The 25,304-nt window shown below is 73.0% G+C and carries 25 protein-coding genes; 12 read left to right on the forward strand and 13 right to left on the reverse strand.

Features of this window, described 5'->3' with window-relative positions:
• Positions 1 to 31 precede the first annotated feature (31 nt).
• From ABJI51_RS30080 to ABJI51_RS30090, 3 genes are all read left to right on the forward strand, one after another.
• The gene (locus ABJI51_RS30080) at positions 32 to 1,096 is read left to right on the forward strand and encodes an AAA family ATPase (RefSeq protein ID WP_348954415.1); all 1,065 of its coding nucleotides are present in this window, start codon (positions 32 to 34) and stop codon (positions 1,094 to 1,096) included.
• 7 nt (positions 1,097 to 1,103) lie between these two features.
• The gene (locus ABJI51_RS30085; RefSeq protein WP_348954416.1) at positions 1,104 to 2,048 is read left to right on the forward strand and encodes a DUF58 domain-containing protein; all 945 of its coding nucleotides are present in this window, start codon (positions 1,104 to 1,106) and stop codon (positions 2,046 to 2,048) included.
• Positions 2,049 to 2,121: 73 nt separating this feature from the next.
• On the forward strand, positions 2,122 to 3,102 hold the full coding sequence (locus ABJI51_RS30090) for a VWA domain-containing protein (RefSeq protein ID WP_348954417.1): 981 nt from the start codon (positions 2,122 to 2,124) through the stop codon (positions 3,100 to 3,102).
• A gap of 1 nt (position 3,103) precedes the next feature.
• On the opposite strand, the gene ABJI51_RS30095 is transcribed toward ABJI51_RS30090, so the two are convergent.
• From ABJI51_RS30095 to ABJI51_RS30130, 8 genes are all read right to left on the reverse strand, one after another.
• Positions 3,104 to 3,616, reverse strand: coding sequence for a hypothetical protein (locus ABJI51_RS30095; protein WP_348954418.1), 513 nt, complete (start codon positions 3,614 to 3,616; stop codon positions 3,104 to 3,106).
• Between the two features lie 9 nt (positions 3,617 to 3,625).
• Positions 3,626 to 4,387, reverse strand: coding sequence for a methyltransferase domain-containing protein (locus ABJI51_RS30100; RefSeq protein WP_348954419.1), 762 nt, complete (start codon positions 4,385 to 4,387; stop codon positions 3,626 to 3,628).
• A gap of 78 nt (positions 4,388 to 4,465) precedes the next feature.
• Positions 4,466 to 4,933, reverse strand: a complete 468-nt coding sequence (locus tag ABJI51_RS30105; protein WP_348954420.1) for a tRNA (cytidine(34)-2'-O)-methyltransferase — start codon at positions 4,931 to 4,933, stop codon at positions 4,466 to 4,468.
• A gap of 3 nt (positions 4,934 to 4,936) precedes the next feature.
• Entirely contained in the window at positions 4,937 to 5,368 is a 432-nt protein-coding gene (locus tag ABJI51_RS30110; protein WP_348954421.1) for an acyl-CoA thioesterase, read from the reverse strand.
• 16 nt (positions 5,369 to 5,384) lie between these two features.
• On the reverse strand, positions 5,385 to 6,329 hold the full coding sequence (locus tag ABJI51_RS30115; RefSeq protein ID WP_348954422.1) for a TAXI family TRAP transporter solute-binding subunit: 945 nt from the start codon (positions 6,327 to 6,329) through the stop codon (positions 5,385 to 5,387).
• Positions 6,326 to 7,720, reverse strand: a complete 1,395-nt coding sequence (locus tag ABJI51_RS30120) for a sensor histidine kinase (protein ID WP_348954423.1) — start codon at positions 7,718 to 7,720, stop codon at positions 6,326 to 6,328. Before ABJI51_RS30120 ends, ABJI51_RS30115 begins: the two co-directional genes overlap by 4 nt.
• 4 nt (positions 7,721 to 7,724) lie before the next feature.
• Positions 7,725 to 8,393 (reverse strand): response regulator transcription factor, encoded by a 669-nt coding sequence (locus tag ABJI51_RS30125; RefSeq protein WP_348954424.1) that lies wholly within the window; start codon positions 8,391 to 8,393, stop codon positions 7,725 to 7,727.
• A gap of 7 nt (positions 8,394 to 8,400) precedes the next feature.
• Complete coding sequence (locus ABJI51_RS30130) at positions 8,401 to 9,735, reverse strand: MFS transporter (RefSeq protein WP_348954425.1); 1,335 nt, start codon at positions 9,733 to 9,735, stop codon at positions 8,401 to 8,403.
• A gap of 185 nt (positions 9,736 to 9,920) precedes the next feature.
• Between ABJI51_RS30130 and fabG the strand changes: the two genes are divergently transcribed.
• Entirely contained in the window at positions 9,921 to 10,625 is a 705-nt protein-coding gene (fabG, locus tag ABJI51_RS30135) for a 3-oxoacyl-ACP reductase FabG (protein ID WP_348954426.1), read from the forward strand.
• A gap of 37 nt (positions 10,626 to 10,662) precedes the next feature.
• Positions 10,663 to 11,430 (forward strand): enoyl-ACP reductase FabI, encoded by a 768-nt coding sequence (gene fabI / locus ABJI51_RS30140; RefSeq protein ID WP_348954427.1) that lies wholly within the window; start codon positions 10,663 to 10,665, stop codon positions 11,428 to 11,430.
• Positions 11,431 to 11,434: 4 nt separating this feature from the next.
• Here the strand turns inward: fabI and ABJI51_RS30145 are convergent, their stop codons facing one another.
• Both ABJI51_RS30145 and ABJI51_RS30150 read right to left on the reverse strand, forming a co-directional pair.
• The gene (locus ABJI51_RS30145; RefSeq protein WP_348954428.1) at positions 11,435 to 12,595 is read right to left on the reverse strand and encodes a Cmx/CmrA family chloramphenicol efflux MFS transporter; all 1,161 of its coding nucleotides are present in this window, start codon (positions 12,593 to 12,595) and stop codon (positions 11,435 to 11,437) included.
• 71 nt (positions 12,596 to 12,666) lie between these two features.
• Positions 12,667 to 13,248 carry a TetR/AcrR family transcriptional regulator gene (locus ABJI51_RS30150; protein WP_348954429.1) on the reverse strand — a complete coding sequence of 194 codons (582 nt, stop codon included), beginning with the start codon at positions 13,246 to 13,248 and terminating at the stop codon, positions 12,667 to 12,669.
• 86 nt (positions 13,249 to 13,334) lie between these two features.
• Between ABJI51_RS30150 and ABJI51_RS30155 the strand changes: the two genes are divergently transcribed.
• Positions 13,335 to 14,378 (forward strand): ferrochelatase, encoded by a 1,044-nt coding sequence (locus ABJI51_RS30155; protein ID WP_348954430.1) that lies wholly within the window; start codon positions 13,335 to 13,337, stop codon positions 14,376 to 14,378.
• A 6-nt stretch (positions 14,379 to 14,384) separates the two neighbouring features.
• Here the strand turns inward: ABJI51_RS30155 and ABJI51_RS30160 are convergent, their stop codons facing one another.
• Entirely contained in the window at positions 14,385 to 15,182 is a 798-nt protein-coding gene (locus tag ABJI51_RS30160; RefSeq protein ID WP_348954431.1) for a hypothetical protein, read from the reverse strand.
• Positions 15,183 to 15,283: 101 nt separating this feature from the next.
• On the opposite strand from ABJI51_RS30160, the gene ABJI51_RS30165 reads away from it, so the two are divergent.
• The 3 genes from ABJI51_RS30165 (at position 15,284) to mshC (ending at position 20,158) form a co-directional block, all read left to right on the forward strand.
• Positions 15,284 to 16,681, forward strand: a complete 1,398-nt coding sequence (locus tag ABJI51_RS30165; protein ID WP_348954432.1) for an ATP-binding protein — start codon at positions 15,284 to 15,286, stop codon at positions 16,679 to 16,681.
• Positions 16,678 to 18,639, forward strand: a complete 1,962-nt coding sequence (locus ABJI51_RS30170; protein WP_348954433.1) for a vWA domain-containing protein — start codon at positions 16,678 to 16,680, stop codon at positions 18,637 to 18,639. The genes ABJI51_RS30165 and ABJI51_RS30170 overlap by 4 nt, the downstream gene beginning before the upstream one ends.
• Positions 18,640 to 18,919: 280 nt before the next feature.
• Positions 18,920 to 20,158 carry a cysteine--1-D-myo-inosityl 2-amino-2-deoxy-alpha-D-glucopyranoside ligase gene (gene mshC, locus ABJI51_RS30175; protein ID WP_348954434.1) on the forward strand — a complete coding sequence of 413 codons (1,239 nt, stop codon included), beginning with the start codon at positions 18,920 to 18,922 and terminating at the stop codon, positions 20,156 to 20,158.
• 59 nt (positions 20,159 to 20,217) lie between these two features.
• Here mshC and ABJI51_RS30180 read toward each other — a convergent pair whose 3' ends face one another.
• Both ABJI51_RS30180 and ABJI51_RS30185 read right to left on the reverse strand, forming a co-directional pair.
• A complete protein-coding gene (locus ABJI51_RS30180; protein WP_348954435.1) occupies positions 20,218 to 21,849 on the reverse strand; it encodes an ABC-F family ATP-binding cassette domain-containing protein in 1,632 nt (543 codons plus the stop codon).
• A gap of 158 nt (positions 21,850 to 22,007) precedes the next feature.
• Positions 22,008 to 22,484 carry a MarR family transcriptional regulator gene (locus tag ABJI51_RS30185; protein WP_348954661.1) on the reverse strand — a complete coding sequence of 159 codons (477 nt, stop codon included), beginning with the start codon at positions 22,482 to 22,484 and terminating at the stop codon, positions 22,008 to 22,010.
• A 146-nt stretch (positions 22,485 to 22,630) separates the two neighbouring features.
• On the opposite strand from ABJI51_RS30185, the gene ABJI51_RS30190 reads away from it, so the two are divergent.
• From ABJI51_RS30190 to ABJI51_RS30200, 3 genes are read left to right on the forward strand one after another with little or no spacing between them, the layout of a single operon-like run.
• Entirely contained in the window at positions 22,631 to 23,218 is a 588-nt protein-coding gene (locus ABJI51_RS30190; RefSeq protein WP_348954436.1) for an ArsR/SmtB family transcription factor, read from the forward strand.
• A complete protein-coding gene (locus ABJI51_RS30195) occupies positions 23,215 to 24,540 on the forward strand; it encodes an MFS transporter (protein ID WP_348954437.1) in 1,326 nt (441 codons plus the stop codon). Before ABJI51_RS30190 ends, ABJI51_RS30195 begins: the two co-directional genes overlap by 4 nt.
• On the forward strand, positions 24,449 to 25,282 hold the full coding sequence (locus tag ABJI51_RS30200; protein WP_348954438.1) for a metallophosphoesterase family protein: 834 nt from the start codon (positions 24,449 to 24,451) through the stop codon (positions 25,280 to 25,282). Before ABJI51_RS30195 ends, ABJI51_RS30200 begins: the two co-directional genes overlap by 92 nt.
• Positions 25,283 to 25,304 lie beyond the last annotated feature (22 nt).

Raw genomic sequence — 25,304 nt, forward strand, 5'->3', positions numbered from 1 at the left:
GGGGCGGCGCACGAACTTTCGAGGAGGCAGAGTGACCGAGCCCGGCTACGCCGAGGGCGGGAACGGGCAGCAGCCCGCGACGCCGGCCCGGGACGCCCAGTTGCTGGAGCGGACCGTGTTCGAGGTCAAGCGGATCATCGTCGGCCAGGACCGCCTGGTCGAGCGGATGCTGGTCGGCCTGCTGGCCAAGGGCCACCTGCTGCTCGAAGGCGTGCCCGGCGTGGCGAAGACCCTGGCCGTGGAGACGTTCGCCCGGGTCGTCGGCGGCTCGTTCTCGCGCGTGCAGTTCACCCCCGACCTGGTGCCCGCCGACATCCTCGGCACCCGCATCTACCGCCAGGGCGCCGAGCGCTTCGACGTCGAGCTCGGCCCGGTCGTGGCGAACTTCGTGCTCGCCGACGAGATCAACCGCGCGCCGGCCAAGGTCCAGTCGGCGATGCTCGAGGTGATGGCCGAGCGGCACGTGTCGATCGGCGGGCAGACGTTCCCGATGCCCGACCCGTTCCTCGTGCTGGCCACCCAGAACCCGATCGAGAACGAGGGCGTCTACCCGCTGCCGGAGGCCCAGCGCGACCGGTTCCTGTTCAAGATCGTCGTCGAGTACCCCTCCGCCGAGGAGGAACGCGAGATCATCTACCGGATGGGCGTCACCCCGCCCACCCCGCACGAGGTGCTCAGCCCGAGCGAGCTGGTCCGGCTGCAGGGCGTCGCGTCGCAGGTGTTCGTCCACCACGCGCTGGTCGACTACGTCGTGCGGCTGGTGCTGACCACCCGGACGCCGAACGAGCACGGCCTCGCCGACGTCGCGGGCTGGGTGTCCTACGGTGCCTCGCCGCGCGCGAGCCTCGGCATCATCGCCGCCGCGCGGGCGCTGGCGCTGGTCCGCGGCCGCGACTACGTGCTGCCGCAGGACGTCGTCGACGTCGTGCCGGACGTGCTGCGCCACCGGCTCGTGCTGTCCTACGACGCGCTGGCCGACGGCGTGCCGATCGACCACATCATCACGCGGGTGCTGCAGACCGTGCCGCTGCCGCAGGTCTCGGCCCGGCCGCAGGGCGGGCCCGGCCCGGTCCCGGCGGGCGCGCCGGTCAGGTAACCCGGCGATGGCGAAGAACGAGAAGGGCGTCCGCCCTTCGTGGGCGCCGCCGGTGCTGCGGGGCGACCGGATGGAAGCCGGGCTGCGGACGCTGGAGCTCGACGTCCGCCGCCGGCTCGACGGGCTGCTGCAGGGCAACCACCTCGGCCTGGTGCCGGGGCCGGGGTCCGAGCCCGGCGAGGCACGCCCGTACCAGCCCGGCGACGACGTCCGCCGGATGGACTGGGCGGTCACCGCCCGGACCACGACCCCGCACATCCGCGAGACCGTCGCCGACCGCGAGCTGGAGACATGGGTCGTCGCCGACCTCTCGGCGAGCCTCGACTTCGGCACGGCGCTGTGCGAAAAGCGGGACCTGGTGGTCTGCGCGGTCGCCGCGGTCGCGCACCTGACCGGGGGCGGCGGCAACCGGATCGGCGCGCTGATCTCCACCGGCGCCGAAACCACCCGCATCCCGGCACGCGGCGGGCTGCCGCACGCGCGCGGGCTGGTGCGCAAGCTCGCCGAGACCCCGCGCGCACCCGAAGGCACCCGCGGCGACTTCGCGGCGGCACTGGAACAGCTGCGCCGCCCGCCGCGCCGCCGTGGCCTGGCCGTGGTGATCTCCGACTTCCTGGGCGACAGCTCGTGGGAGCGGCCGCTGCGGGCGCTGGGCGGGCGCCACGAACTGATCGCGATCGAAGTCCTCGACCCGCGCGACGTCGACCTGCCCGAGGTGGGCACCGTCGTGCTGGCCGACCCGGAGACAGGGAAGCAACGCGAAGTGCATGCGTCGGCCTTGCTGCGCAAGGAGTTCGGGGCCGCGGCCCACGCCCACCGCCAGAAGGTGGCGGCCGGACTGCGCCGCGCCGGAGCGGCCCACCTGACGCTGCGCACGGACGCCGACTGGATCGCCGACATGGTGCGGTTCGTCGTCGCCCGCAAGCGCCGCTGGTCGGGGGGTGTGGCGTGAGGGAGCTTGCGGCCGAGCCGTTCGGCACTGCGCTTCCGGTTCAGGCCGTGCCGAGCGTCGGCGAGGTGGGGGCATGAGCCTGACGGGGTTCGCCACGCCGTGGTGGTTCCTGCTGCTGATCGCGGTCGCCGCGGTCGCCGCCGGTTATGTGCTGGCGCAGCGGGCGCGCCGGAAGCGGACCATGCGGTTCGCCAACCTGGACCTGCTGGAGAAGGTCGCGCCGAAGAGCCAGGGCTGGATCCGGCACCTGCCCGCCGTCCTCGTCGTGCTGTCGCTGCTGCTGCTCACGGTCGCGCTGGCCGGGCCGACCGCGGAGCAGAAGGTGCCGCGCAACCGGGCGACCGTGATGCTGGTGATCGACGTGTCGCTGTCGATGGAGGCCACCGACGTCGCCCCGACGCGGCTCAAGGCGGCGCAGGAAGCGGCGACGCAGTTCGCGCGGAACATGACGCCGGGCATCAACCTGGGCCTGATCTCCTTCGCGGGCACGGCGACGGTGCTGGTCAACCCGACCACCGACCGCAACGGCGTGATCAAGGCGATCGAGAACCTCAAGCTGGCGCAGTCGACGGCCACCGGGGAAGGCATCTTCGCGGCCCTGCAGTCGGTGGAGAGCTTCTCCAGCGTGGTCGGCGGGGCCGAGGGACCGCCGCCGGCGCGGATCGTGCTGATGTCCGACGGGAAGCAGACCGTGCCCGAGGACCTCTACGCCGCCCGCGGCGGATACACCGCGGCACAGGCGGCGAAGCAGGCGGGCGTCCCGATCTCGTCGATCTCGTTCGGCACGACGCACGGCTCGGTCGACATCGACGGCAAGGCCCAGCCGGTGAGCGTGGACGACGAGTCGCTGCGGGAGATCGCCCGGCTCTCCGGCGGCGACTTCTACAAGGCGGCCAGCGCCGAGGAGCTGAAGAAGGTCTACGCGGACCTCGGCGAGCAGATCGGCTACGAGATCAAGGACGCCGACGCGAGCAAGCCGTGGGTGGTGATCGGCACGCTCGTCCTCATGATCGGCGCGGCGGCGAGCCTGTTCTTCGGCCAGCGGCTTCCGTGACTCAGGCTCGGCGGACGCCGTACAGGCTGCCGCCGAGCAGAGTGACCCCGGAGAGGACGCCGCTGACGAACGGGACCCACGGCAGGGCCGGGCTGCCGAGCAGGGCGAGCCCGGCGACGCCGAGGACGGTGAGGACCACGCCGACCACGAGGATCGAACGGGTCTTCCACGCCGAGGCGAGCGCGGCGAAGTGCAGGCCGACGACGGTGGCGATCCACGCGACGTTGGCCTGCACGGGTGCGTCCAGCAGGCTCAGCACGAAGAACCCGGCGACGAGCAGCACGACCTCGCCGACGACGATCACCCGGTAGTTCGGCCCGAACATCGGCCGCCCGTCGAGCGTGGGACGGCCACCGGCCCGGACGCCGAGGACGACGACGGCAGCGAGGGCGGCGACGGCGAGGGCGCGCAGCACCCAGGCGGCCGCGGCGGGCAGCGGGGCACCGGAGTTGACGAGGACGAAGACGGTGCCGAACGCGGCGCCGATGAGCGCCCCCAGGAACTGCTGTCGCATGCGGCGAACCTACCGGAGGGCCTTTTCCCAGACGGACACGTGCCGGGTGCTCGCCGCGGTGAGGTCCGAGCGGTCCCAGTCCGCCCAGCGGTGCTTCAGGCGCATCCCGGCGATGCGGGCCATGAGGTCCAGCTCGGCAGGCCAGGCATACCGGAAGGGGATGCGCCGGAACCGCCCGGTCCCGTCGGCCGCGACGGTGACGTGGTTGGACGTGAACTGCTGCGTGACGACGTCGTACTGGTCGAACCCGACATAGCCACCACCGTCCGAGCCGGGCGCCACGGCGAACGGGACGGTGTCCTGCCCGGGCGGCAGGCGGCGCAGGTCCGGCAGGCCGACTTCGACGAGGAACAGCCCGCCGGGCCGCAGGTGCGCGGCCGCGTTGCGGAAGACGTCGACCTGCCCGTCCTGGGTGGTGACGTTGCTGATCGTGTTGTAGACGAGGTAGACCAGCGAGAACTGCCCGGGCACGCGGGCCGTGGTCATGTCGCCGATGGTGACGTCGACCGCGTCGCCGCCGGGCTTGCCCGTCAGCCGCGCGGCCATGGCGCGGCTGAGTTCGATGCCGCTCACCGGAACGCCACGGGCGGCGAGGGGGACGGCGATCCGTCCGGTGCCGACGGCGAACTCGAGCACCGGACCGTCGGCGAGGTCTTCGAGGAGGTCCACCGCGGGGGTCACCACGGCGGGATCGTTGGCCCCGCCGGGAGCGTCGTAGCGTGCGGCGACGCTTTCGGGGAACCAGCCGTCTGCGGGGTCGTCTTCGGTCACGGTTGCCGACCTTACGGCCGGGGTGGTGGGTGGTTCACGTCCTTTTCCGGGCCGTTGCGGTGCCGGGCCGTGCAGGCGTCAGGCGTCCGGAAGCGCGAACCCGTTCTGCCGCCAGGCTTCGTACACCGTGATCGCCGCCGTGTTGGCGACGTTCAGCGAACGGCTCGTCGGCAGCATCGGCAGGCGTACGCGGTCGGTCACTTCCGGGGCCTGCAGCACTTCCGGAGGCAGGCCCACCGACTCCGGCCCGAACATCAGCACGTCGCCGGGCTCGTAGGCCACATCCGTGTACAGCCGCGTCGCCGAGGCGGTGAACGCGTACACCTTGGCCGGCAGCAGCACTTCCCAGGCCGCGGGCAGCGACGCGTGCACCTGGACGCGGGCCAGGTCGTGGTAGTCGAGGCCCGCGCGGCGCAGCTGCTTGTCCTCCAACGTGAACCCGAGCGGCTCGACCAGGTGCAGCTCGCAGCCCGTGTTCGCCGCCAGGCGGATCGCGTTGCCCGTGTTCGGCGGGATTTCCGGGTGGTAGAAGAGAACGCGGAACACGGCTCAGCCCTCGCGGCCTTCGAGCGTGGCCGCGTAGACCTTGCGGACCGCCTCCGGTGGGGGCGCGGGCCGCAGCGTGGCCGGGTCGATGAACACGTAACGGATGGTCGCCGTCAGCAGGAGCGTCGCGCCGCGGTGGATTTCGAAGTCCGTGATCATCGACGTCGTGCCGAGGTGGTTCACGTACTGCGAAACCACCAGCTCCTCGTCGTACCGGGCCGGCGCGCGGAACTTGAGGTTCGCCTCCGCCACCACGAGATCCGTGCCGTGGGCGAGGAATTCGTCGTGCGAGCCGAACAGCGCCTTCTCCGCTTCGAAGGCGCACATGTCCACATAGGCCAGGTAGTGGGCGTTGAAGACGATGCCCTGGCCGTCGCACTCGTGGTAGCGCACGTGCAGCGGCATCTCGACGATCGGGCGGCGGGATCCGGTCACCCGGCCAATCTAGCGGTCAGCCGTGCAGCGCCCGGTACGCGGCCGCCGCGCCCGGCTGCAGCGGGACCGGCTGCGTGCCGATGAGCGTGCGCACGTCGAGGAACTGCGTGCCGACGGCTTCCGCGGGCACCAGCGCGGTCGCGCGTTCGACCAGCAGCCGGACGACCGCCGCCGCGACGTCGGCGGGCAGGGCGGGGGAGCAGACCAGCAGGTTCGCCACGCCGATCGTGCCCAGCGCGCCGACCCCGCGGTACGCGCCGTCGGGCACCTGGACCTGGTCGTACACCGGGCCGTACGCCGCGCGGAGGGCGGGCACCACCGCGTCCAGGGGCAGCAGCGCGATCGGCGTCGTGCGGGTCAGGTCGGCGAGCTTCGGCGTCGGCACCCCGCCCGACCACAGCATGGCGTCGACGCGGCGCTCGGCCAGCGCGTGCACGGCGTCGTCGAACAGCAGATGCCGTGCGTCCACCGTCACGCCCGCCTTGGCGAACAGGCGCTCGCCGAGCTGGGCGGCGCCCGAACCGCTCGCGCCGAGCGACACCGGGCGGCCCGCCAGATCGGCCAGGCGGCGCATCGGCCCGTCCGCCCGCACCACCAGCTGCAGGTAGTTCTCGTAGACGCGGCCGAGCGCCAGCAACGGCACCTTCTGCCTGAAGGGCGCCTCGCCACGCAACGCCGTCTGGGCGACGTCGGTGAGCACGAGCCCGAGGTCGGCCTGCCCGCGCTGCACGAGGCCGATGTTGGCGACGCTCGCCTCGGTCGGCACGGCGGTGGCGTGCAGCCGCGGCTCGGCGCGGCTCAGCTCGGCCGCCAGCAGCTCGGCGAAGGCCAGGTAGAAGCCGCCGCGTTCGCCTGCCGCGATGGTGACCGCGCGCTCCGGCCCGGTGTAGCCGGACGGCGAGCAGCCGGCCAGTGCCAGCCCGAGACCGCCGAGCAGGGCGGTGCGGCGGGTGAGCGTCATTCCGGCACCTCCTGCAGCGGCAGCGTGACGCGGACTTCGAGACCGCGGGGCAGTGCCTGCCGCAGCTCCAGGACGCCGCCGCGGGTGCGGACCTGCTGGTGCGCGATGGCCAGCCCCAGCCCGGTCCCGCGGGGCGCGCCTTCGCCGCCGGCCCGCCAGAACCGCTCGGTCGCCCGCGCTCTGTCCTCTTCGGACAGTCCGGGGCCGTCGTCGGCGACGACCAGCGTGGCGGTCGTGGCGCCGGTTTCCCACTTCGTGGTGATCGTCGCGCCGCGGCCGGCGTAGTGGACGGCGTTGTCCAGCAGCACGTCGAGGATCTGCGCGAGCTCGCCTTCCGGGCAGCGCACGGTCACCGGCTCGTCGTGGCCGGGCGGCGGCACGAGCACCGCGCCGGCGTCCTCGGCGGCGGGGCGCCAGGCGTCGACGCGTTCGGCGAGCACCGAGGCGAGGTCGCACGCCTCGTCCGCGCCGCCGGCGGCGACGCGGGTCGCGGTGCTTTCGGCCAGGGCGAGGGCCAGCAGGCCGTCCAGCAGCTTCTCCAGGCGTTCGACCTCGGCGACCGTGGCCCGGTAGGTGGCGCTGTCGCCCTCGACCTGGTGGGCGAGGGAGTCCACGCGCAGCCGCAGCGCCGCCATGGGGTTGCGCAGCTGGTGGGAGGCGTCGGCGACCAGCCGGTGCTGCTGCTCGGCGGCTTCGAGGACGGCTTCGGACATGCGGTTGACCTCGGCGGCCAGCGACCGCAGCTCGCGCGGCCCGGCGCGTTCGGGGACGTGCGCGCGGTGCCCGGCGGCGACGGCCAGCACCCCGGTCTCCAGCTCGTGCAGCGGCCGGACCATCCACCGGGCCAGCAGCACGGCGAGCAGCACGAACACCGCCGCGACCAGCAGTGCCCCGGCGCCGATCGTGCCCCACCGGGTGGCGACGTCCGCGGCCGCCGTCGTCACCGACGCCCGGAGCACGACCACGCCGGACACCCGGGTGCCGGTGCCGACCGGGCGGGCGAAGTAGGCCGGTTCGGCCGACCACGGGTCCAGCCGGGCGACCCGCGGCGCCGGTTCGTTGCGCATCGCCGCCTCGACCAGCTCGCGCACCGCCGGGTCGGCGGCGGTCAGCCCGCCCGCCTGCACCAGCGGGACGCGCCGCGCGTCGACGATGACCACGCCTTCGCCGTACAGCTCGGCGTAGCGCGCCGCGTCGGCGACGAGGGCCGCGGCGTCGCGGGTGTCGACGGCCTGCTGGGCCAGCACGACGAACCGGTCGACGTCGGCGGCGCGGGAGATGACCAGCTGCTGGGTGCGCTGGTCGGCGGTGGCGGTCAGCAGCGGCACGGCGAACGCCGCGACCACCGCCAGGGCGAGGGCGACCAGGACGACCAGCAGCCGGGTGCGCACGGGCTCAGTCCCGGCCGAGCCGGTAGCCGAAGCCGCGGATCGTGGTGAGCAGCCCCGGCCGGTCGAGCTTCGCGCGCAGCTGCGTCAGGTGGACGTCGAGCGAGCGCGACACCGCGAGGTAGGCGTCGCCCCAGACCTCGTCCATCAGCTGCTGGCGGCTGACCGCGGTGCCGGGCCGGGCGGCGAGCACGGCCAGGATCTCGAACTCCTTGGTGGTGAGCCCGACGTCGCGCCCGGCCACCCGCACGCGGCGGGCGCCGAGGTCGATCTCGACGTCGTCGATCCGGACGACGTCGCCTGCCGGGGCGGTCCGGGCGACCGCGCGCCGCACGACGGCGTCCATCCGGGCCAGCAGCTCGGCCAGCCGGACCGGTTTCGTCAGGTAGTCGTCCGCGCCGAGGCGCAGGCCGCGCACCACGGACCGTTCGTCGCCGCGGGCGGTCAGCACGATCACCGGGACCGGCGAGACCGCCCGGATCTTCCGGAGCACGTCCAGCCCGTCGAGGTCGGGCAGGCCCAGGTCGAGCAGGACGAGGTCGGCGTCGCGGTGCCGGTGCAGGGCGTCGGCGCCGCGGCCGGCGAGGGTGACGGGATGACCGCGCGCGTGCAGCGACTCGGCAAGCGCGCCGGCGACACCCGCGTCGTCTTCGACGAGGAGCACGCGCACGGCCATCCCCTTGTCAGCGTTCTTCCGGCCGTTCTTCCAGCTCGGAGGTCTTCGAGGTTTCCCGCATTGTGCCGTAGACGATCAGGGAGACCAGGACGCAGCCCGCGACGTACCAGAAGAAGACCGTTTCGTGCCCCGCGCTCTTCAGCGCCTGTGCGATCAGCTCCGCCGTGCCGCCGAAGATCGCCACAGTCAGCGCATACGGCAGCCCGACGCCGAGCGCGCGGATCTTCGTCGGGAACAGCTCGGCCTTCACGATCGCGTTGATCGAGGTGTAGCCCGCCACGATCACCAGCCCGGCCAGCACGAGGAAGAACGCGCCGACGGGGTTGCGCGTCGAGCCCATCACCGTCATCAGCGGGACGGTGAGCAGCGTGCCGCCGATGCCGAAGAACAGCAGCAGCGGGCGGCGCCCGATCCGGTCGGACAGGCGCCCGGCGAGCGGCTGCAGGATCGCCGCGACGAGGATCGCGCAGAACAGCACGATGGTGACCTGCCGCCGCGGGATGTGCGCGGTGTTCTCCAGGAACTTCTGGCTGTAGGTGGCGAAGGTGTAGAACCCGACCGTGCCGCCGAGGGTCAGGCCGACCACGAGCGCGATCTCCTTGGGGTACTTGACCAGCGCGCGCAGCGTGCCGCGTTCGCCCGCGGCCTTGCCGGTCCGGCCGCCGGACTCCCGCTCGAAGCTCGCCGACTCGTCCATGCCGCGCCGCAGCCACAGCACGGCCAGCGCCGCGACGGTGCCGACGGCGAACGCGATCCGCCAGCCCCACGCCGTCAGCTGCTGCTCGGTGAGGATCACCTGCAGGATCAGCTGCAGGCCCAGCGCCAGCAGCTGGCCGCCGTAGAGCGTCACGTACTGGAAGCTGGAGTAGAAGCCGCGCTTGCCCGGAGTGGCCACTTCGGACAGATAGGTCGCCGAGGTGGAGTACTCGCCGCCGACCGACAGGCCCTGGATCAAGCGAGCGGTGAGCAGCAGGATCGGCGCGGCGATGCCGATCGTGTGATAGCTGGGCGTGACGGCGATGAGCAGCGAGCCGCCCGCCATCAGGGACACCGACAGCACCAGCGCGCTGCGGCGGCCGAACCGGTCGGCGAACCGGCCGAGCATCCAGCCGCCCAGCGGGCGCATGAGGAACCCGACGGCGAACACGGCCGCGGTGCCCAGGAACGCGGCCGTGGTGTCGGTCGTGGGGAAGAACGACTTGGCGAAGTAGGTGGTGAACGCCGCGTAGGCGTACCAGTCGTACCACTCGACCAAGTTGCCGATGGAGCCGCGCAGCACGTTGCCGATCACGCGCTTTTCGCTGACCGGCGCCGCGGCCGGTGGACTGATCCGGGTTGTCATCGTCGACCTCCTGTGTTGCGACTCACGGTGACCAACCAGCGGGTAACCAGCAAGGTCGGGAGGCGGTTCCTAACACCCGCTTAGGACGGTCGCGGACCGCCCCGGGCGCGGGTGCGCGACCCGGCGGCGCTGCCGATAACCTCGTGCCCGACATCAGCGCACGCATCACGAAGAGGGAGAACACTGTGGGACGGTCCGTTCTGGTCACCGGGGGCAACCGGGGCATCGGCCTGGCGATCGCCCGGGACCTCGCCGAGCAGGGGCACCGGGTCGCCGTCACGCACCGTGGTTCGGGCGCGCCGGAGGGCCTGTTCGGGGTCCAGGCGGACGTCACCGACACCGAGCAGGTCGACGCGGCGTTCAAGCTGGTCGAGGAGCACCAGGGCCCGGTCGAGGTGCTGGTGTCCAACGCCGGGCTGACCGACGACACGCTGCTGATGCGGATGAGCGACGAGCAGTTCGAGCGCGTCATCAACGCGAACCTGACCGGCGCCTACCGCGTCGCGAAGCGCGCCTCGCGCGGCATGCTGCGCGGCAAGTGGGGCCGGTTCATCTTCATCTCCTCGGTGGTCGGCCTCTCCGGCTCGGCCGGGCAGGCGAACTACGCGGCGTCGAAGGCGGGCCTGGTCGGCTTCGCCCGCTCGCTGGCGCGAGAGCTGGGGTCGCGCAACATCACCTCGAACGTCATCGCGCCCGGGTTCGTCCGCACCGACATGACCGACCAGCTCCCCGAGGACCGCAAGAAGGAGATCCTCGCCCAGGTGCCCTCCGGCCGGTACGCCGAGCCGTCGGAGATCGCCGCCGCCGTGCGCTACCTGGCCTCCGACGAAGCCGGCTACGTCAACGGCGCGGTGCTGCCGGTCGACGGCGGCCTCGGCCTCGGCCACTGAAGTTTTCCCTGATCCCGAACCAAGACTTGGAGGACAAGTGCCCGGACTGCTCGAAGGCAAGCGCCTGCTGATCACCGGCATCATCACCGACGCGTCGCTCGCCTTCCACGCGGCCAGGATCGCGCAGCAGGAGGGCGCCAAGGTCGTGCTCACCGGCTTCGGCAGGCTGTCGCTGGTCGAGCGCATCGCGAAGCGGCTGCCGCAGGAGGCGCCGGTGCTGGAGCTGGACGTCACCAACCAGGAGCACCTCGACAGCCTCGCCGACCGCGTCCGCGAGCACGTCGACGGCCTCGACGGCGTGCTGCACTCGATCGGGTTCGCCCCGCAGAGCTGCCTCGGCGCGCCGTTCATGGACGCGCCCGCCGAGGACGTGAAGACCGCGGTCGAGGTTTCGTCCTACTCGTTCATGTCGCTGACGAAGGCGTGCCTGCCGCTGCTGGGCCGCGGCTCCTCGGTCGTCGGCATGGACTTCGACGCCCGGGTGGCGTGGCCGGTCTACAACTGGATGGGCGTCGCGAAGGCCGCGCTGGAGTCGGTCAACCGGTACCTGGCCAAGGAGCTGGGCCCGCAGGGCATCCGCGTCAACCTGGTCAGCGCGGGCCCGATGAAGACGATGGCGGCGAAGTCGATCCCGGGCTTCGTGGACCTGGAGGAGGGCTGGGGCGACCGCGCGCCGCTGGGCTGGGACAGCTCGGACCCGGACCCGACGGCCAAGAGCGTCTGCGCGCTGCTGTCGGACTGGCTCCCCGCCACGACCGGCTCGATGATCATGGTCGACGGCGGGGTCCACGCCCTCGGCATCTGACGCTTCACACGGTGACGCGCTCACGGTCGTCGGTCCGCTGGACCACCAAAGCGACCGTGAGCGCGGCCAGTGTCGCGACCCCGAGGGCGATGCCGGTCCAGGCCACGCTCGGGAAGCCGAGCCCGGCGTCGATCGCCACGCCGCCCAGCCACGGGCCGAGTGTGTTGCCGACGTTGAACGCCGCCGTCGTGCTGGCCCCGACGAGCGTCGGCGCGTCCCCGGCGACCTGGTAGGCGCGGACGTTCAGCGCCGGGTTCGCGCCGAACCCGGCGACGCCGAAGACGAGCACGGCCGCGACCGCGACGAGCGGGTCGGTGGTCAGGGCGAGCACCAGCAGGGCCGCCAGCGCGAGGCCGAGGCAGCCGTAGAGCGTCGCGAAGGGACGGCGGTCGGCGAGCCGCCCGCCCGCGGTGATCCCGATCAGGGCACCAGCGCCGAACAACGCGAGGACCGCAGGCACCCAGCTTTCCGGGAGGCCGTCGGTCTCGGTCAGCAGCGGGGCCAGGTAGCTGAACGCGGCGAAGATCATGGCCTGCAGCAAGGCGATCACGCCGAGGGCGAGCCAGACCCGGCCGCGCCGGTAGAGCCGCAGCTCGCCGCGGACGCTGATCGCGTCGCCGGTCGTTTCGGGCACCAGGGCCGCGACACCGGCCACGGCGACCAGCGTCACGGCCGCGACCGCCCAGAACGCCGCCCGCCAGCCCGCGTGCTGGCCGAGGAACGTCCCGGCCGGGACGCCGGCGATGTTCGCCACGGTCAGCCCGCCGACGAGCACCGCCATGGCGCGGCCGCGCCGGTCGACGGGGACGAGCGCGATCGTCGTCGCGGCGGCGACCGCCCAGAAGCCCGCGCAGGCCAGCGCGGCGACGACGCGGGTCGCGAAGAGGACCGCGTACCCCTCGGCGAGCGCGCCGACGACGTGCGCGGCGACGAACACCCCGAGCAGCACCAGGAGCGTGCGGCGGCGGGGGAGCCGCAGGGTGCCGATGGCCAGCAGCGGCGCGCCGACGACCATGCCGACCGCGAACGCCGAGATCAGCAGTCCCGTGTCGGGAATGCTCACGCCCAGGTCGGCGGCCATCCCGGGGAGCAGGCCGGTGATCATGAACTCGGACGTGCCCAGCGCGAACACGCTGAGCCCGAGGACGAAGACGGCCAGGGGCACGGATCCTCCTATGTTGTGTATCGATCAGTTCAAAACGTGGTCACGCCACTGGACGGCTTCGGTGGGAAGGCTCAGCGGGTGATGGCGGCCAGTGCGAGGTCGGCGACCGCGTGCATGGCCTCGCCGCTCGCGCCGCGGCGGGACATCAGGCGCAGCCCGGAGATGGTGCTCAGCAGGAACTCCGCGACGTCGGCCGGGTCGCGGCCGTCCCGGACGCTGCCGTCGAGCACGCCTTCCCGCACGCAGCCGGCGAGCAGGGCGAGCTGCTGCTCGGTGTCCTGGCGCAGGAGCGCGCCGATGTCGTCGTCGGGGGTGCCCAGTTCGGCGACGGTGTTCACGACCAGGCAGCCGCGGCGGCCGTCGGCGAGTTCCTCCTCGACGAGCGCGTCGAACATCGCCGCGATCCGCTCGGCGGCCGTGCCGGGGCCTTCGAGGATCGCCTTCCGGCCGGCAAGGCCGCGGGCGCTGTAGTGTGCGAGCGACCGCCGGAACAGCGCTCGCTTGCTGGAGAAGGTGTTGTAGACGCTGCTGCGGCCGAGCCCGGTGGCCTCGCACAGGTCCTGGGTGGAGGTCGCCTCATAGCCGTGGTCCCAGAACGCGTGCATCGCCCGCTCGACGGCGGCGGTCTCGTCGAACTCCCGTGGCCTGGCCATGCCGCCACCGTACCAGTGTTTTGGACTGGTCGATTCATAACGGGCCCGCGTCAGCGTGCGACCGGCCACAGCGGCAAGATGACGGGGTGGAATTCGACGCGTTGCTGTGGCTTTCGTTCGGCGGTCCGGAAGGGCCCGACGACGTCATGCCGTTCCTCGAGAACGTCACCCGTGGCCGGGGGGTGCCGCGGGAGCGGCTGCTGGAGGTCGCCGAGCACTACCGGCACTTCGGCGGGGTCTCGCCGATCAACAAGCTGAACCGCGACGCGATCGCCGCGGTCGAGAAGCAGCTCTCGGCCGCCGGCATGGACCTGCCGGTGCACTTCGGCAACCGCAACTGGCATCCGATGGTCGAGGACACCCTGGCGGCGCTGACGGCCGCGGGCGCGTCCCGGGTGCTGGTGTTCCCGACGAGCGCGTACGGCGGCTACTCGGCGTGCCGCCAGTACGACGAGGACATCGAGCGCGCCCGCGCGGCGGTCGGCGACGGTGCCCCCGAACTGGTGAAGATCCGGCAGTTCTTCGACCACCCGCTGTTCGTCTCGGCGGTCGCCGACGGCGTCCGGGCGGCGCACGCGTCGCTGGGCAACCGGCCGGGCATCCGCACGGTGTTCACGGCGCACTCGGTGCCCACGAGCGCGGACATCGCCTCGGGCCCGCCGTCGGAGGGCGGCCACCGCTACTCCCGCCAGATCGCGGAGGCGGCCCGCCTGGTGGCGGCCGAGGCCGGGATCGCCGAGTACGACGTCGTGTGGCAGTCGCGCTCGGGGCCGCCGCAGGTGCCGTGGCTGGAGCCGGACATCGTCGACCACCTCGACGCTCTCCACGAAGCCGGGGTGCCCGGCGTGGTCGTGTCGCCGATCGGGTTCGTCTCGGATCACCTGGAGGTGGTCTGGGACCTGGACAACGAGGCAGCCGAGCGCGCGGCCGAGCACGGAATGGCCTTCGCCCGCGCGGCGACGGCGGGTGCGGACCCGCGCTTCGCGGAGCTGGTGGTGGAGCTGGTCCGCGAGCACACGCACGGAGTGGAGCCACGCAAGCTCTCGTCGTTCCCGGCGGCGGGCTGCACGATCAACGGCGCCCCGTGCGCGATCGGCTGCTGCGAACCGGCCAAGCGCCCGGCCCGCTAGCAAGCCTCAGCCTTCCCGGGCGGCGGACTCCGCGAACACCCGCACCGCTTCGTTGACCGCCGCGCAGCGTGCCGTCCGGACCGCGTCCGACAGCGGGCGCAGTGCCTGTGCCCGCAGCGTCGATGCCGAAGCCGACAGTGCGCCGCCCGGGTCGTCCGATGACGCGATCACCAGGATCGCCGCGATCTCCTCCGCGCGCTGCAGCACCCGCAGCGCGCGGCCGGGCGTTCCCGCGGGCCAGTCGACCCGGGGCCGCGAGCGCAGGTGGGCCGACAGCTCCGCGCGCACGCCCGGCCGGTCCGATGCCACGTCCAGCGTCTGCAACGCGCCCGCGCTGGCCCGGATCGCGTCCGTCAGGCCGTGTTCCGCCTCGCCCAGCGCGAAGTACTCCGGGGGCGTCGGCGACGTCAGCGAGTAGACCGTCCAGCGGACCAAGCCCTCCGCGATCGGCTCCGGCACCAGGCCGAACCCGAGGTCCGGGAGCACCACCGCGTCGCCCGCCCGCAACGCCGCTTCGGTGAACGGGCCGCCGCCGCCGAGGCCGCGGACGTCGCCGGGGACCGGGAGGACCAGGTGGAGGGATTTCGCTCCCTGCGAACGCAGGGCCATCAGCAGCTGGACCGGGGTGGCCGCCCGGTTGAAGGCCAGCGGGAGGCCGAACGCCTCCGCCGCGGCCGCGTCGGCGGCGACCACGTCGTGGGCCTCACCCCACGCGAGCAGGGCGTCGAGTACGTCGTCGGACGCCGCGGCTCCGTTCAGCCACGCGCTCGACCAGACCGCGAAAGTCGCACTGGGACGGCACACGACGCCCTATTTTACCCGGCCCGCCGCCCCGGCCCGGAGCGCGCCCACGCTGGAGTTGCTCCACGTCGACGCACCGGCGATCCCGCAGTAGCGTCGAACGGGTGAACGCAGTTCCAGACGCTCTTCCCCGCACTGCCGGGGCCCTGCGCGCGGCCGGGTACGAGCCGCGGCCGATCGCCCGCGAGATCCACGACAACCTCCTTCAGGCGCTCAAGAACGGCGAAGACGCCTGGCCCGGCATCGTCGGGTTCTCCCGCACCGTGCTGCCGCAGCTCGAACGCGCGCTGCTGGCCGGCCACGACGTCGTCCTGCTCGGCGAACGCGGCCAGGGCAAGACCCGCCTGCTGCGCACCCTCGCCGGGCTGCTCGACGAGTGGACGCCCGTCATCGAGGGCGCCGAGCTGGGCGAGCACCCGCTGCAGCCGATCACGCCCGCGTCGATCCGCCGGGCCGCCGAGCTCGGCGACGACCTGCCCGTGGCCTGGCGTCACCGCTCCGAGCGCTACACCGAGAAGCTGGCCACGCCGGACACCTCGGTCGGTGACCTGATCGGCGACGTCGACCCGGTGAAGGTCGCCGAAGGCCGCAGCCTCGGCGACCCCGAGACCATCCACTTCGGGCTGGTCCCGCGCGCCCACCGCGGCATCGTCGCCGTCAACGAGCTGCCCGACCTCGCCGAGCGCATCCAGGTCGCGCTGCTCAACGTCATGGAGGAGCGCGACATCCAGGTCCGCGGCTACACCCTGCGGCTGCCGCTGGACGTCCTGCTCGTCGCCACCGCCAACCCCGAGGACTACACCAACCGCGGCCGGATCATCACCCCGCTCAAGGACCGCTTCGGCGCCGAGATCCGCACCCACTACCCGCTGGACGTCGAATCGGAAGTGGCGGTGGTCCGGCAGGAGGCGAACCTCGTCGCCGAAGTCGGCGAGCCGCTGCTGGAAGTCCTGGCCCGGTTCGTCCGCAACCTCCGCGAGTCCACGGTGATCGACCAGCGTTCCGGCGTCTCGGCGCGGTTCGCCGTCGCCGCGGCGGAAACCGTCGCGGCGGCCGCCCTGCGGCGCTCGGCGCTGACCGGCGAGGAGCCCGCGGTGGCCCGCCCGGTCGACCTCGACGCCGTGCCGTCGGTGCTGCGCGGCAAGATCGAGTTCGAGCCCGGCGAAGAAGGCCGCGAGATCGAGCACCTCGTGCACCTGCTGCGGCTGGCGATCGCCGAAACCGCGCGCGACCGGTTCGCCGGGCTGGACCTGCGGCCGCTGGCCGACGCGGTCGCCGACGGCCACCTGGTGTCCACCGGCGAGCGCGTGCCGGGCAAGGACGTCCTCGCCGCCCTGCCGGAACTGCCCGTCCTGCACGAGGTCGCCCAGCGGGCCGGCGTCGCCGCCGACGAACCCGCCGGGCGGATCGCGGCCGCCGTCGAACTCGCGCTGGAATCGCTGTTCCTGTCGCGCAGGCTCGCCAAGGACTCCGACGACGCGACGACCGTCTACGGCCGATGACCGCGATCCCGCTTCCCGACGGCTACTCCTACGGCCCGTGGCACGACGGGCCGGACCCGCTCGCGCCGCCTGCCGACCTGCGTGACGCGCTCGACGAGATCGGCCGCGACGTCATGGCCGGTGCTTCGCCGCGGGCGGCGCTGGAGGAAATGCTGCGCCGCGGCACGAACCGCACCGCCGGCCTCGACGAGCTGACCCGCCGGCTGTGGCAGCGCCGCTCGCAGATCCAGCGGCGCAACAACCTCGACGGCACCCTGCAGGAGGTCCAGCGCCTCCTGCAGGAAGCCCTCGACGCCGAGCGGCGCGAGCTGTTCCCGGACCCGGACGACGACGCCCGGTTCCGGGAGGCGCAGCTCGACGCGCTGCCGCCCGGCACGGCCGCGGCCGTCAACGAGCTGGCGAACTACGACTGGCGGTCGGAACAAGGCCGCGAGAACTACCGGAAGATCCAGGACCTGCTCGGCCGGGAGCTGATGGAGTCCCGGTTCCAGGGCATGAAACAGGCACTGCAGAACGCCGGGCCCGAGGACGTCGAGCGGATCAACGAGATGCTCGCCGACCTCAACGACCTCCTCGAAGCGCACGCCCGCGGCGACGAGGACGTCCAGCAGCGCTTCGACGACTTCATGGGCAAGCACGGCGAGTACTTCCCGGAGAACCCGCGCACCGTCGAGGAGCTGATCGACGCGCTGGCCGAGCGTTCGGCGGCCGCGCAGCGGATGCTCAACTCGATGTCGGCCGAGCAGCGCGCGGAACTGGCCGAGCTGACCCAGCAGGCCTTCGGCGACCCGCGCCTGGCGCAGCAGCTGTCCCGATTGGACAGTCAGCTGCGGGCAGCCCGGCCGGGCGAGGACTGGACCGGGTCGGCGCGCTTCCGCGGCCGGAACCCGCTCGGCATGGGCGAAGGCGCACAGGCCATGCAGGACCTCGCCGAGCTGGACGCGCTGGCCGAGCAGCTCGGGCAGGCGTACCCGGGTGCGCGGCTGGAGGACATCGACCTGGAGGCGCTCGAACGCCAGCTCGGCAAGGACGCCGGCGTCGACGCCCGCCGGCTGGCCGAGCTGGAGCGCGAACTGCGCCGCCAGGGGCTGTTCGAACGGGCCGCCGACGGCTCGCTGCGGTTGTCGCCCAAGGCGTTGCGGCGCCTCGGCGAGACGGCGTTGTCGGACATCGTCAACGCGTTGCGCGGCAAGACCGGCGAGCGCGAGACGGAGTCGGCGGGCGCGGCGGGCGAGCCGACCGGCGCGTCGCGGCCGTGGCGGTTCGGGGACATGCAGCCCTGGGACGTGCCGCGGACCATCCGCAACGCCGTGCTGCGGTCGGTTTCGGTGGGGGAGCGGCAGGTGCGGCTCGACGTCGAGGACGTCGAGGTGGTCGAGACCGAGCACCGTTCCCGTGCGGCGGTGGCGCTGCTGGTCGACACGTCGTGGTCGATGGTGCAGGAAGGCCGCTGGCTGCCGATGAAACGCACCGCGCTCGCACTGCACCAGCTGATCAGCACGCGGTTCCGCAACGACGCGCTGCAGCTGATCACCTTCGGCCGGTACGCGACGTCGGTGGAGCTGCCGGAGCTGATCGGCCTGGAAGGCGCGTGGGAGCAGGGCACCAACGCCCACCACGGGCTGCTGCTCGCCGGGCAGCACCTGCGCCGCCACCCCGACGCGCAGCCGGTGGTGCTGATGGTGACCGACGGCGAGCCGACGGCGCACCTGGAACCGGACGGCGAAGCGGTCTTCGACTACCCGCCCCAGCCCCGGACCCTCCTCAAGACACTGTCCGAAGTGGACCGCCTGGCAAAGCTGGGCGCGTCGATCTCGGTGTTCCGCCTCGGCGACGACCCGCGGCTGACGGCGTTCGTCGACCTGATCGCCCGCCGCTCGGGTGGCCGCGTGGTGGCCCCGGACCTCGACGGCCTCGGTGCGGCGGTGGTGGGGGACTACCTGCGCACGCGGCGGTAGGACCCGCGGCTGCACGACTTGGCCTCGGTGCGCAACAACCTCGCGGCACTGCCGTCGCACTGCACGACCATCGCCGACGCGCCGACCAGGGTCGGGTGGGCGTCGCGCTCGCCGAAGCGGCCGCGGCCGACACGCTGATCGGCTACGCCGTCAGCGTGAGCCAGGTCACGGCGACGTCGTGCGGTCGATGCGCAAGCAACCGGCCCGCCAATCCTACGCGCGAGTACGGCTCGTCCCACCGCTCGGGAACGCCGGACCGGGCAGCCCTTACAGTCGAGGTATGCAGACTTGGTCATCGGTCGACGTGCCCCGCATCCCCGGCACCCCCCGCCCGCTGCGGCTCCACGACACGGCCACCGGGCAGATCCGCCCGACCGCGCCCGGCGCCACCGCCCGGATGTACGTCTGCGGCATCACGCCCTACGACGCGACGCATCTGGGGCACGCCGCGACGTATCTCGCCTTCGACCTGGTGAACCGCGTGTGGCGGGACAACGGGCACGACGTCCACTACGTGCAGAACGTCACCGACATCGACGAGCCGCTGCTGGAGCGGGCCGAGCGTGACCAGGACGACTGGGTCGTGCTGGGCATGCGGGAGACGGCGCTGTTCCGCGAGGACATGACCGCGCTGCGGGTGCTGCCGCCGCGGCAGTTCGTCGGGGCCGTGGAGAGCATCCCGGAGATCGTCGAGGTCATCGCCAAGCTGCTGGCCAACGGCGCCGCCTACCGGGCCGACGACGAGCGGTTCCCGGACATCTACTTCGACCACGCGGCGACCGGGAAGTTCGGCTACGAGTCGAACTACGACGCCGAGACGATGGCGAAGTTCTTCGCCGAGCGCGGCGGCGACCCCGACCGCCCCGGCAAGCGGCACCCGCTCGACGCGCTGCTGTGGCGGGTCGCGCGCGAGGGCGAGCCGTCGTGGGAGTCCGAGCTGGGCCCGGGCCGCCCGGGCTGGCACATCGAGTGCAGCGCCATCGCGGTCAACCGGCTGGGCCTCGGCTTCGACCTCCAGGGCGGTGGTTCGGACCTCATCTTCCCGCACCACGAGTACAGCGCGGCGCACGCCGAGGCCGTCGCCAAGGACGGCCCGTTCGCCCGGCACTACGTCCACGCCGGGATGATCGGCCTCGACGGCGAGAAGATGTCGAAGTCGCGCGGGAACCTGGTGTTCGTCTCGCGGCTGCGGGCCGACCGGGTCGACCCGGGCGCGATCCGGCTGGCGCTGTTCGCCGGGCACTACCGCGACGACCGCCCGTGGACCGCCGAGCTGCTCGCGGACGCCGAAGCCCGGCTCGCCCGCTGGCGCGAAGCCGTGTCGCTGGCCACCGGCCCGTCCGCGGAGGACACCGTCGCCCGGCTGCGCGACCACCTCTCCGACGACCTCGACACGCCGAAGGCCCTGGCCGCGATCGACGCATGGGCGAGCGAAGCCCTCCGTCGCGACGGCACCGACCCGGCCGCCCCCGGCCTGATCCGCAACGCCGTCGACGCCCTCCTCGGCATCGCCCTCTGACGGCCTGGGGGGCGCCACTTTCACGTGAAAGTGGCGCCCCCTCACCGGCGTATAACGGCCTATACGGCAGCCGGCCGGCCGTCGGCCAGGTGGAGGTGGTCGCCGGACCAGTCGCGGCGCAGCCAGCGGTCGTGGGAGGCGATGACGACGGCGCCGGGCGCGGTGTCCAGGGCCGCGAACAGTTCTTCCGCCAGGGTCAGCGAAATGTGGTTCGTCGGCTCGTCCAGCAGGAGCACGTCCGGCGGTTCGGCCAGCAGGATCGCCAGCGCGAGCCGCCGCCGCTGGCCCACCGACAGCGCCCCGACCGGCTGCCGCAGGTCGCGCGAAGCCAGCAGGCCCAGCTGGCTCAGCGGGGGAGCGTCCTCGCCGAGCGTGTCCCGGTACACCCGCGCCGCGGTCCGCTCCGGCCCTTCGAACGTGACGTCCTGCTCCAGCAGCCCGACGCGCACGCCGTGTCCGAAGTGGACCGAGCCCGACGCGGGGGTGAGCCGTCCGGCCAGCACCGACAGCAGGGTCGACTTCCCGGCGCCGTTCCCGCCGGTGACCAGCAGCCGGGCCGAGCCGTCGACGTCCAGCCGCGGCAGCCGCAGCCGTCCCGGCACCTCCAGGGACCGCACCGAGATCGCCGGGCCGTCGCCGGTGGCCCGGCCGGTCAGCTCCGCGCGGAACCGCAGGGGCGCAGGCGGTTTGCGGACCTGGTCGCGTTCCAGGATTTCCAGCCGCTGCTCGGCGTCGCGCACCCGCCGCGAGATCGTCTTCTGGACGCGGGCACCCTTGAAGTGGTGGATGAACTTGTCGTTGTCCCGCGGACCGCGGCCGTAGGCGACGTTGCGGGCGGTGACCGCGACGGTTTCCCGCAGCTCCTTCAGTTCCTCCTGTTCTTCGGCGTAGCGCTGCTCCCAGCGGGCGCGCTCGGCCTTCTTGTGCCCGAGGTAGTCGCTGTAGCTGCCGCCGTAGCGGACCGCGCCGCCGGCCTGCCGGTCGGCCACCGCCGGGTCGAGGTCGACGATGTCGGTGCAGACGGCGTCGAGGAACACCCGGTCGTGCGAGGACAGCACCACGATCCCGGTCAGCTGCGTGAGATGCCGTTCGAGGAACGCCATCCCGGCGTCGTCGAGGTGGTTGGTCGGCTCGTCGAGCAGCAGCGTTTCCGGCTGCCGGACGAGCAGCGCGGCCAGGCCGAGCCGGGACCGCTGCCCGCCCGAGAGCGTGCCGAGCCGCCGGTCCGGGTCGACGCCGCCAAGGCCGAGCCCGTCGCAGACGAGCTTGGCGCGGCGGTCGGCGTCCCACAGGTCGTGGGCCTGGGCCCACTCCAGGACGCGGCCGTACTCGTCGAGCACGGCCGGGTCGTCCGGCCGGTCGGTCATCGCCGCGGTCAGCTCGTCGAGCCGGGCCGCGGCGGCGCGGATCTCGGCGAGCGCGTCGTCGAGGACGTCGGCGAAGGTGGCTTCGGCCGGGAACGGCAGTTCCTGCAGCAGGAACCCGACGTCCGGGCCGCGGAGGACCTCGCCGGAGCGGGGTTCTTCGAGCCCGGCGAGCAGGCGCAGCAGCGTGGACTTGCCGGTGCCGTTCTCGCCGACCAGGCCGAGGCGCTGCCCGGCCGAGGCGGTCAGCGAGACGCCGTCGAGGACGACGCGGGTGCCGTAGCCGAAGACGACGTCCTTGGCCTGCAACGGGAAAAGGGTATGCATGTGCGATCACCGAGCCCTGGGGGAAGAAGAAGCGGAGCTCCCGGCCGGGCGTCGTGGCACGCGGGAGCGTCGGCTCGACCGGGTGCCGCCTCAGGCGGGATGGGCGCGGTTCAGTTCCTCATAGTGGAACCAGGTTAACGCAACATCAGTAGAGTTAGTCAACGGGTTATGGCCTGGGTCACATCCGGCAGCTGCTCGGTCGACCGTTCGGCCGCCGCGGTGCCGTCGGTGAGGAACTCCAGCAACGCCGTGAGCTGGCGGCGGTCGAAGCGGGCGAGCCGCTCGCCGACGAACCGGGCCATCGGCGCGTACAGCTCGGCCAGTTCGGCCATCCGGTCCGGCAGGGGCCGGACGACGAGCCGCCGCCGGTCCGCGGGATCCGGGGCGCGCTCGGCGAGCCGGTGCTGCTCCATCCGGTCGAGCAGGCGGGTGAACGCGCCGGTGGACATGCCCAGGAGCCGGGCCAGCTCGGTGGGGGAGTCGCTGACGCCGCCGTGCAGCAGGTGCAGGCAGTGCAGCTCGGTGGCGGTGACGCCCATGCGGCCGGCGACGGCGGCGTGGAAGAGCGCGGTCGAACCGACGAACCGGGGGAGGGCAAGGGCGGCGGCAGTGGCGAGTTCGCGCTGGTCGGGCACCATTCATCCCAGGTTCGGTGACGAGGCAGTCACTGCCCTGCGCAGTCACTGCCGGGCAAACCATAGCGAAGCCGGTTGACAAAGCCGCAGGCAGGGGCAACTCTGAAAGATAACTTTCGAAAGAATCCTTTCAGACTGGAGTGCCGATGGCCGAGCTGCCACCGCGCAAGCGGATCGAGGACGTCGAGCTGCTGCGTGCCCTGGCCCACCCGCTGCGCTCGGCGTTGCTGAACCACCTGACCGCCGTCGGCCCGCGCACGGCCAGCGAGTGCGCCGAGGCCGTCGGCTCGACGGCGTCCAACTGCAGCTGGCACCTGCGGCAGCTCGCGCAGTACGGGCTGGTCGAGCGGGCCGACGCCGAGGACGGCCGGGAGCGCCCGTGGCGGGCCCGCCAGGTCGGCCTCGAGCTGGGGGAGTTCGCCGACGACCCGGGCCGCCGGGCTGCCCAGCTGGGCGTCGTCGGGGCGAGCCTGGCCCACGAGCAGGAGCTGACCCAGCGGTACCTGGACTCCCTCGAAGACCTCGACCCGGATTGGCGCGCGGCGTCCGGTCTGTCGGCGTACGCGCTGCGCGTGACACCGGCGGAGCTGACGCGGCTGACCGAAGCGATCGACGCACTGGTCCGGCCGTACGTCGGCGCGATCAGGACCGACGCGCCGGCGGACGCGCGGCCGGTGCACGTCGGCCTGCGGGCGTTCCCGCGCATCGAGCACTCGGGGAAGGCGGAGGAATGAGGCAGCTGCTGGGGGTGCCCGCGTTCGCGCGGCTGTGGGTGGCGGCGTTCTTCGGCGAGACCGCGGAATGGATGCTGCAGGTCGCGTTGCCCGTCTACGTCTTCCAGCGCACCGGCTCCGCCGCGACGACGGCGCTGAGCATCGTGCTGGGCCTGCTGCCCGCGGTGCTGCTGAGCCCGGTCGCCGGGGTCGTCGCCGACCGGTGGGACCGCCGCGCGGTGCTGTTCGGCGTCTGCTGCGGGCTCGCCGTCGTCGCGCTTCCGCTGCTGGGCGAGCCGGCCGTCGCCGTGGTGTACGCGGTGATGGCCGCGCAGGCGGCACTGGCGTCGGTGTTCGAACCGGCACGCAACGCCCTGGTCCCGGAGCTGGTCGGCGTCGCCGAGGTCACCGGCGCGAACGGCCTGATGAGCGTCAACGGCAGCGTCGCCCGGCTCGCCGGGGGCTGGGCGGGCGGCGCGCTGCTGGGCTTCGGCGGGCTCGCCGACGTCGTCACCGGCTACCTCGCCGTCCTCGTCGTCGCGGCGGCGCTGCTGGCCAAGCCGTTCCACCGCGTCGGCACGCCCGCACCGGCCGCCGTGCGTGAACCGGTGGCGCGGGCCTGGGTGGACGGTCTCCGGGAGCTGACGCACAACCGGCGGCTGTGGCGCACCGGGCTCGCGCTGGTGTGCACCTCCTTGGCGCAGGGCATGTTCCTCGTGCTGTTCGTCGTCTACGTCCTGGACGTGCTCGGCGGCAGCGAAGCCGACGCCGGGCTGCTGCGCGGCGTGCAGGCGATCGGCGGGCTGGCCGCCGGGTTCGCGCTGGCCACCGTCGCGCGGCGGGCCGCGCCCGCCGCGCTGCTCGGCTGGGGTGCCCTCGCGCTGGGCCTGCTGTCGGCGGTGATCTGGAACCTGGCCGCGGTGACGACGGCGCTCGGGGTGTACGCCGGGCTGTTCGTCCTGGCCGGCGCCCCGGGCGTGGTCGTCGGCGCCGGGACGCTGTCGCAGATCCAGGGCGCGGTCGTGCCGGAGCGCGCCGGACGGGTGCTGAGCACGACGTTCGCGGCCGTCGCGACCTTCACGACCCTCGGTGCGCTGCTGGCGGGCACGCTCGTCGCGGTGACCGGGCCCGCCCTCCTGCTGAACGTCCAGGCCGGGGTGTACGTCCTCGCCGGGGTGCTGATGCTGAGTCCCGCACGCGAGAAGTGGCGTTTCGCGGAAGCCCGGTGGCCGTGGTGGTTACGGTGGAGGGGTGCCGCATCTGTTCGCGACCAGCGACCTCCACGTGACCCACGAGGGCAACGGCCCCATCCTCGACTCCGTCGTGCCGGAGACACCCGGTGACTGGCTGCTCGTCGCCGGTGACGTCGCCGAGCGCGCCGAAGCCACCATCGCGACGCTGAAGACGCTGCGCGAGCGGTTCGCGAAGGTCGTGTGGGTGCCGGGCAACCACGAGCTGTGGACCACCAACGGGGACCCGTGCCAGCTGCGGGGCCAGGCCCGCTACGAGTACCTCGTCGAGCAGTGCCGGGCGATCGACGTGCTGACCCCGGAGGACGAGTTCCCCGTCTGGCGGGGCGGGGACCGGCCGCTGACCATCGCGCCGCTGTTCCTGCTCTACGACTACAGCTGGCGGACCCCGGAGGCGGAGGGCGCGACCCTGGAGGAGGCCCTGCGCCAGGCCCGCGACGCCGGCGTGGTCTGCACGGACGAGTACTTCCTGCACCCGGACCCGTACCCGAGCCGTCAGGCGTGGTGCGAGGACCGGCTGAAGATCAGCGCCGGACGCCTCGACGCGATCCCCGAAGACCACGGCACGATCCTGATGTCGCACTGGCCCCTGCACCGCCACCCGACGGCACCGCTGTACTGGCCGGAGTTCGCGCTCTGGTGCGGCACGACGAAGACCGAGGACTGGCACGTGCGCTACCGCGCGGAGATCGCGGTCTACGGCCACCTGCACATCCCGCGCACGACCGAGGCCGACGGAGTCCGCTTCGAAGAGGTGTCACTGGGCTATCCGCGCGAATGGCGCAAGCGGGCGCGGGGACCGGTGCCGATGCGCCGGATCCTCTGGCCGTCCTGACCGGTGCGCCTCGATGAAGGGG

It is taken from the genome of Amycolatopsis melonis, assembly GCF_040064235.1.
GTDB classification, from domain to species: Bacteria; Actinomycetota; Actinomycetes; order Mycobacteriales; family Pseudonocardiaceae; genus Amycolatopsis; species Amycolatopsis melonis.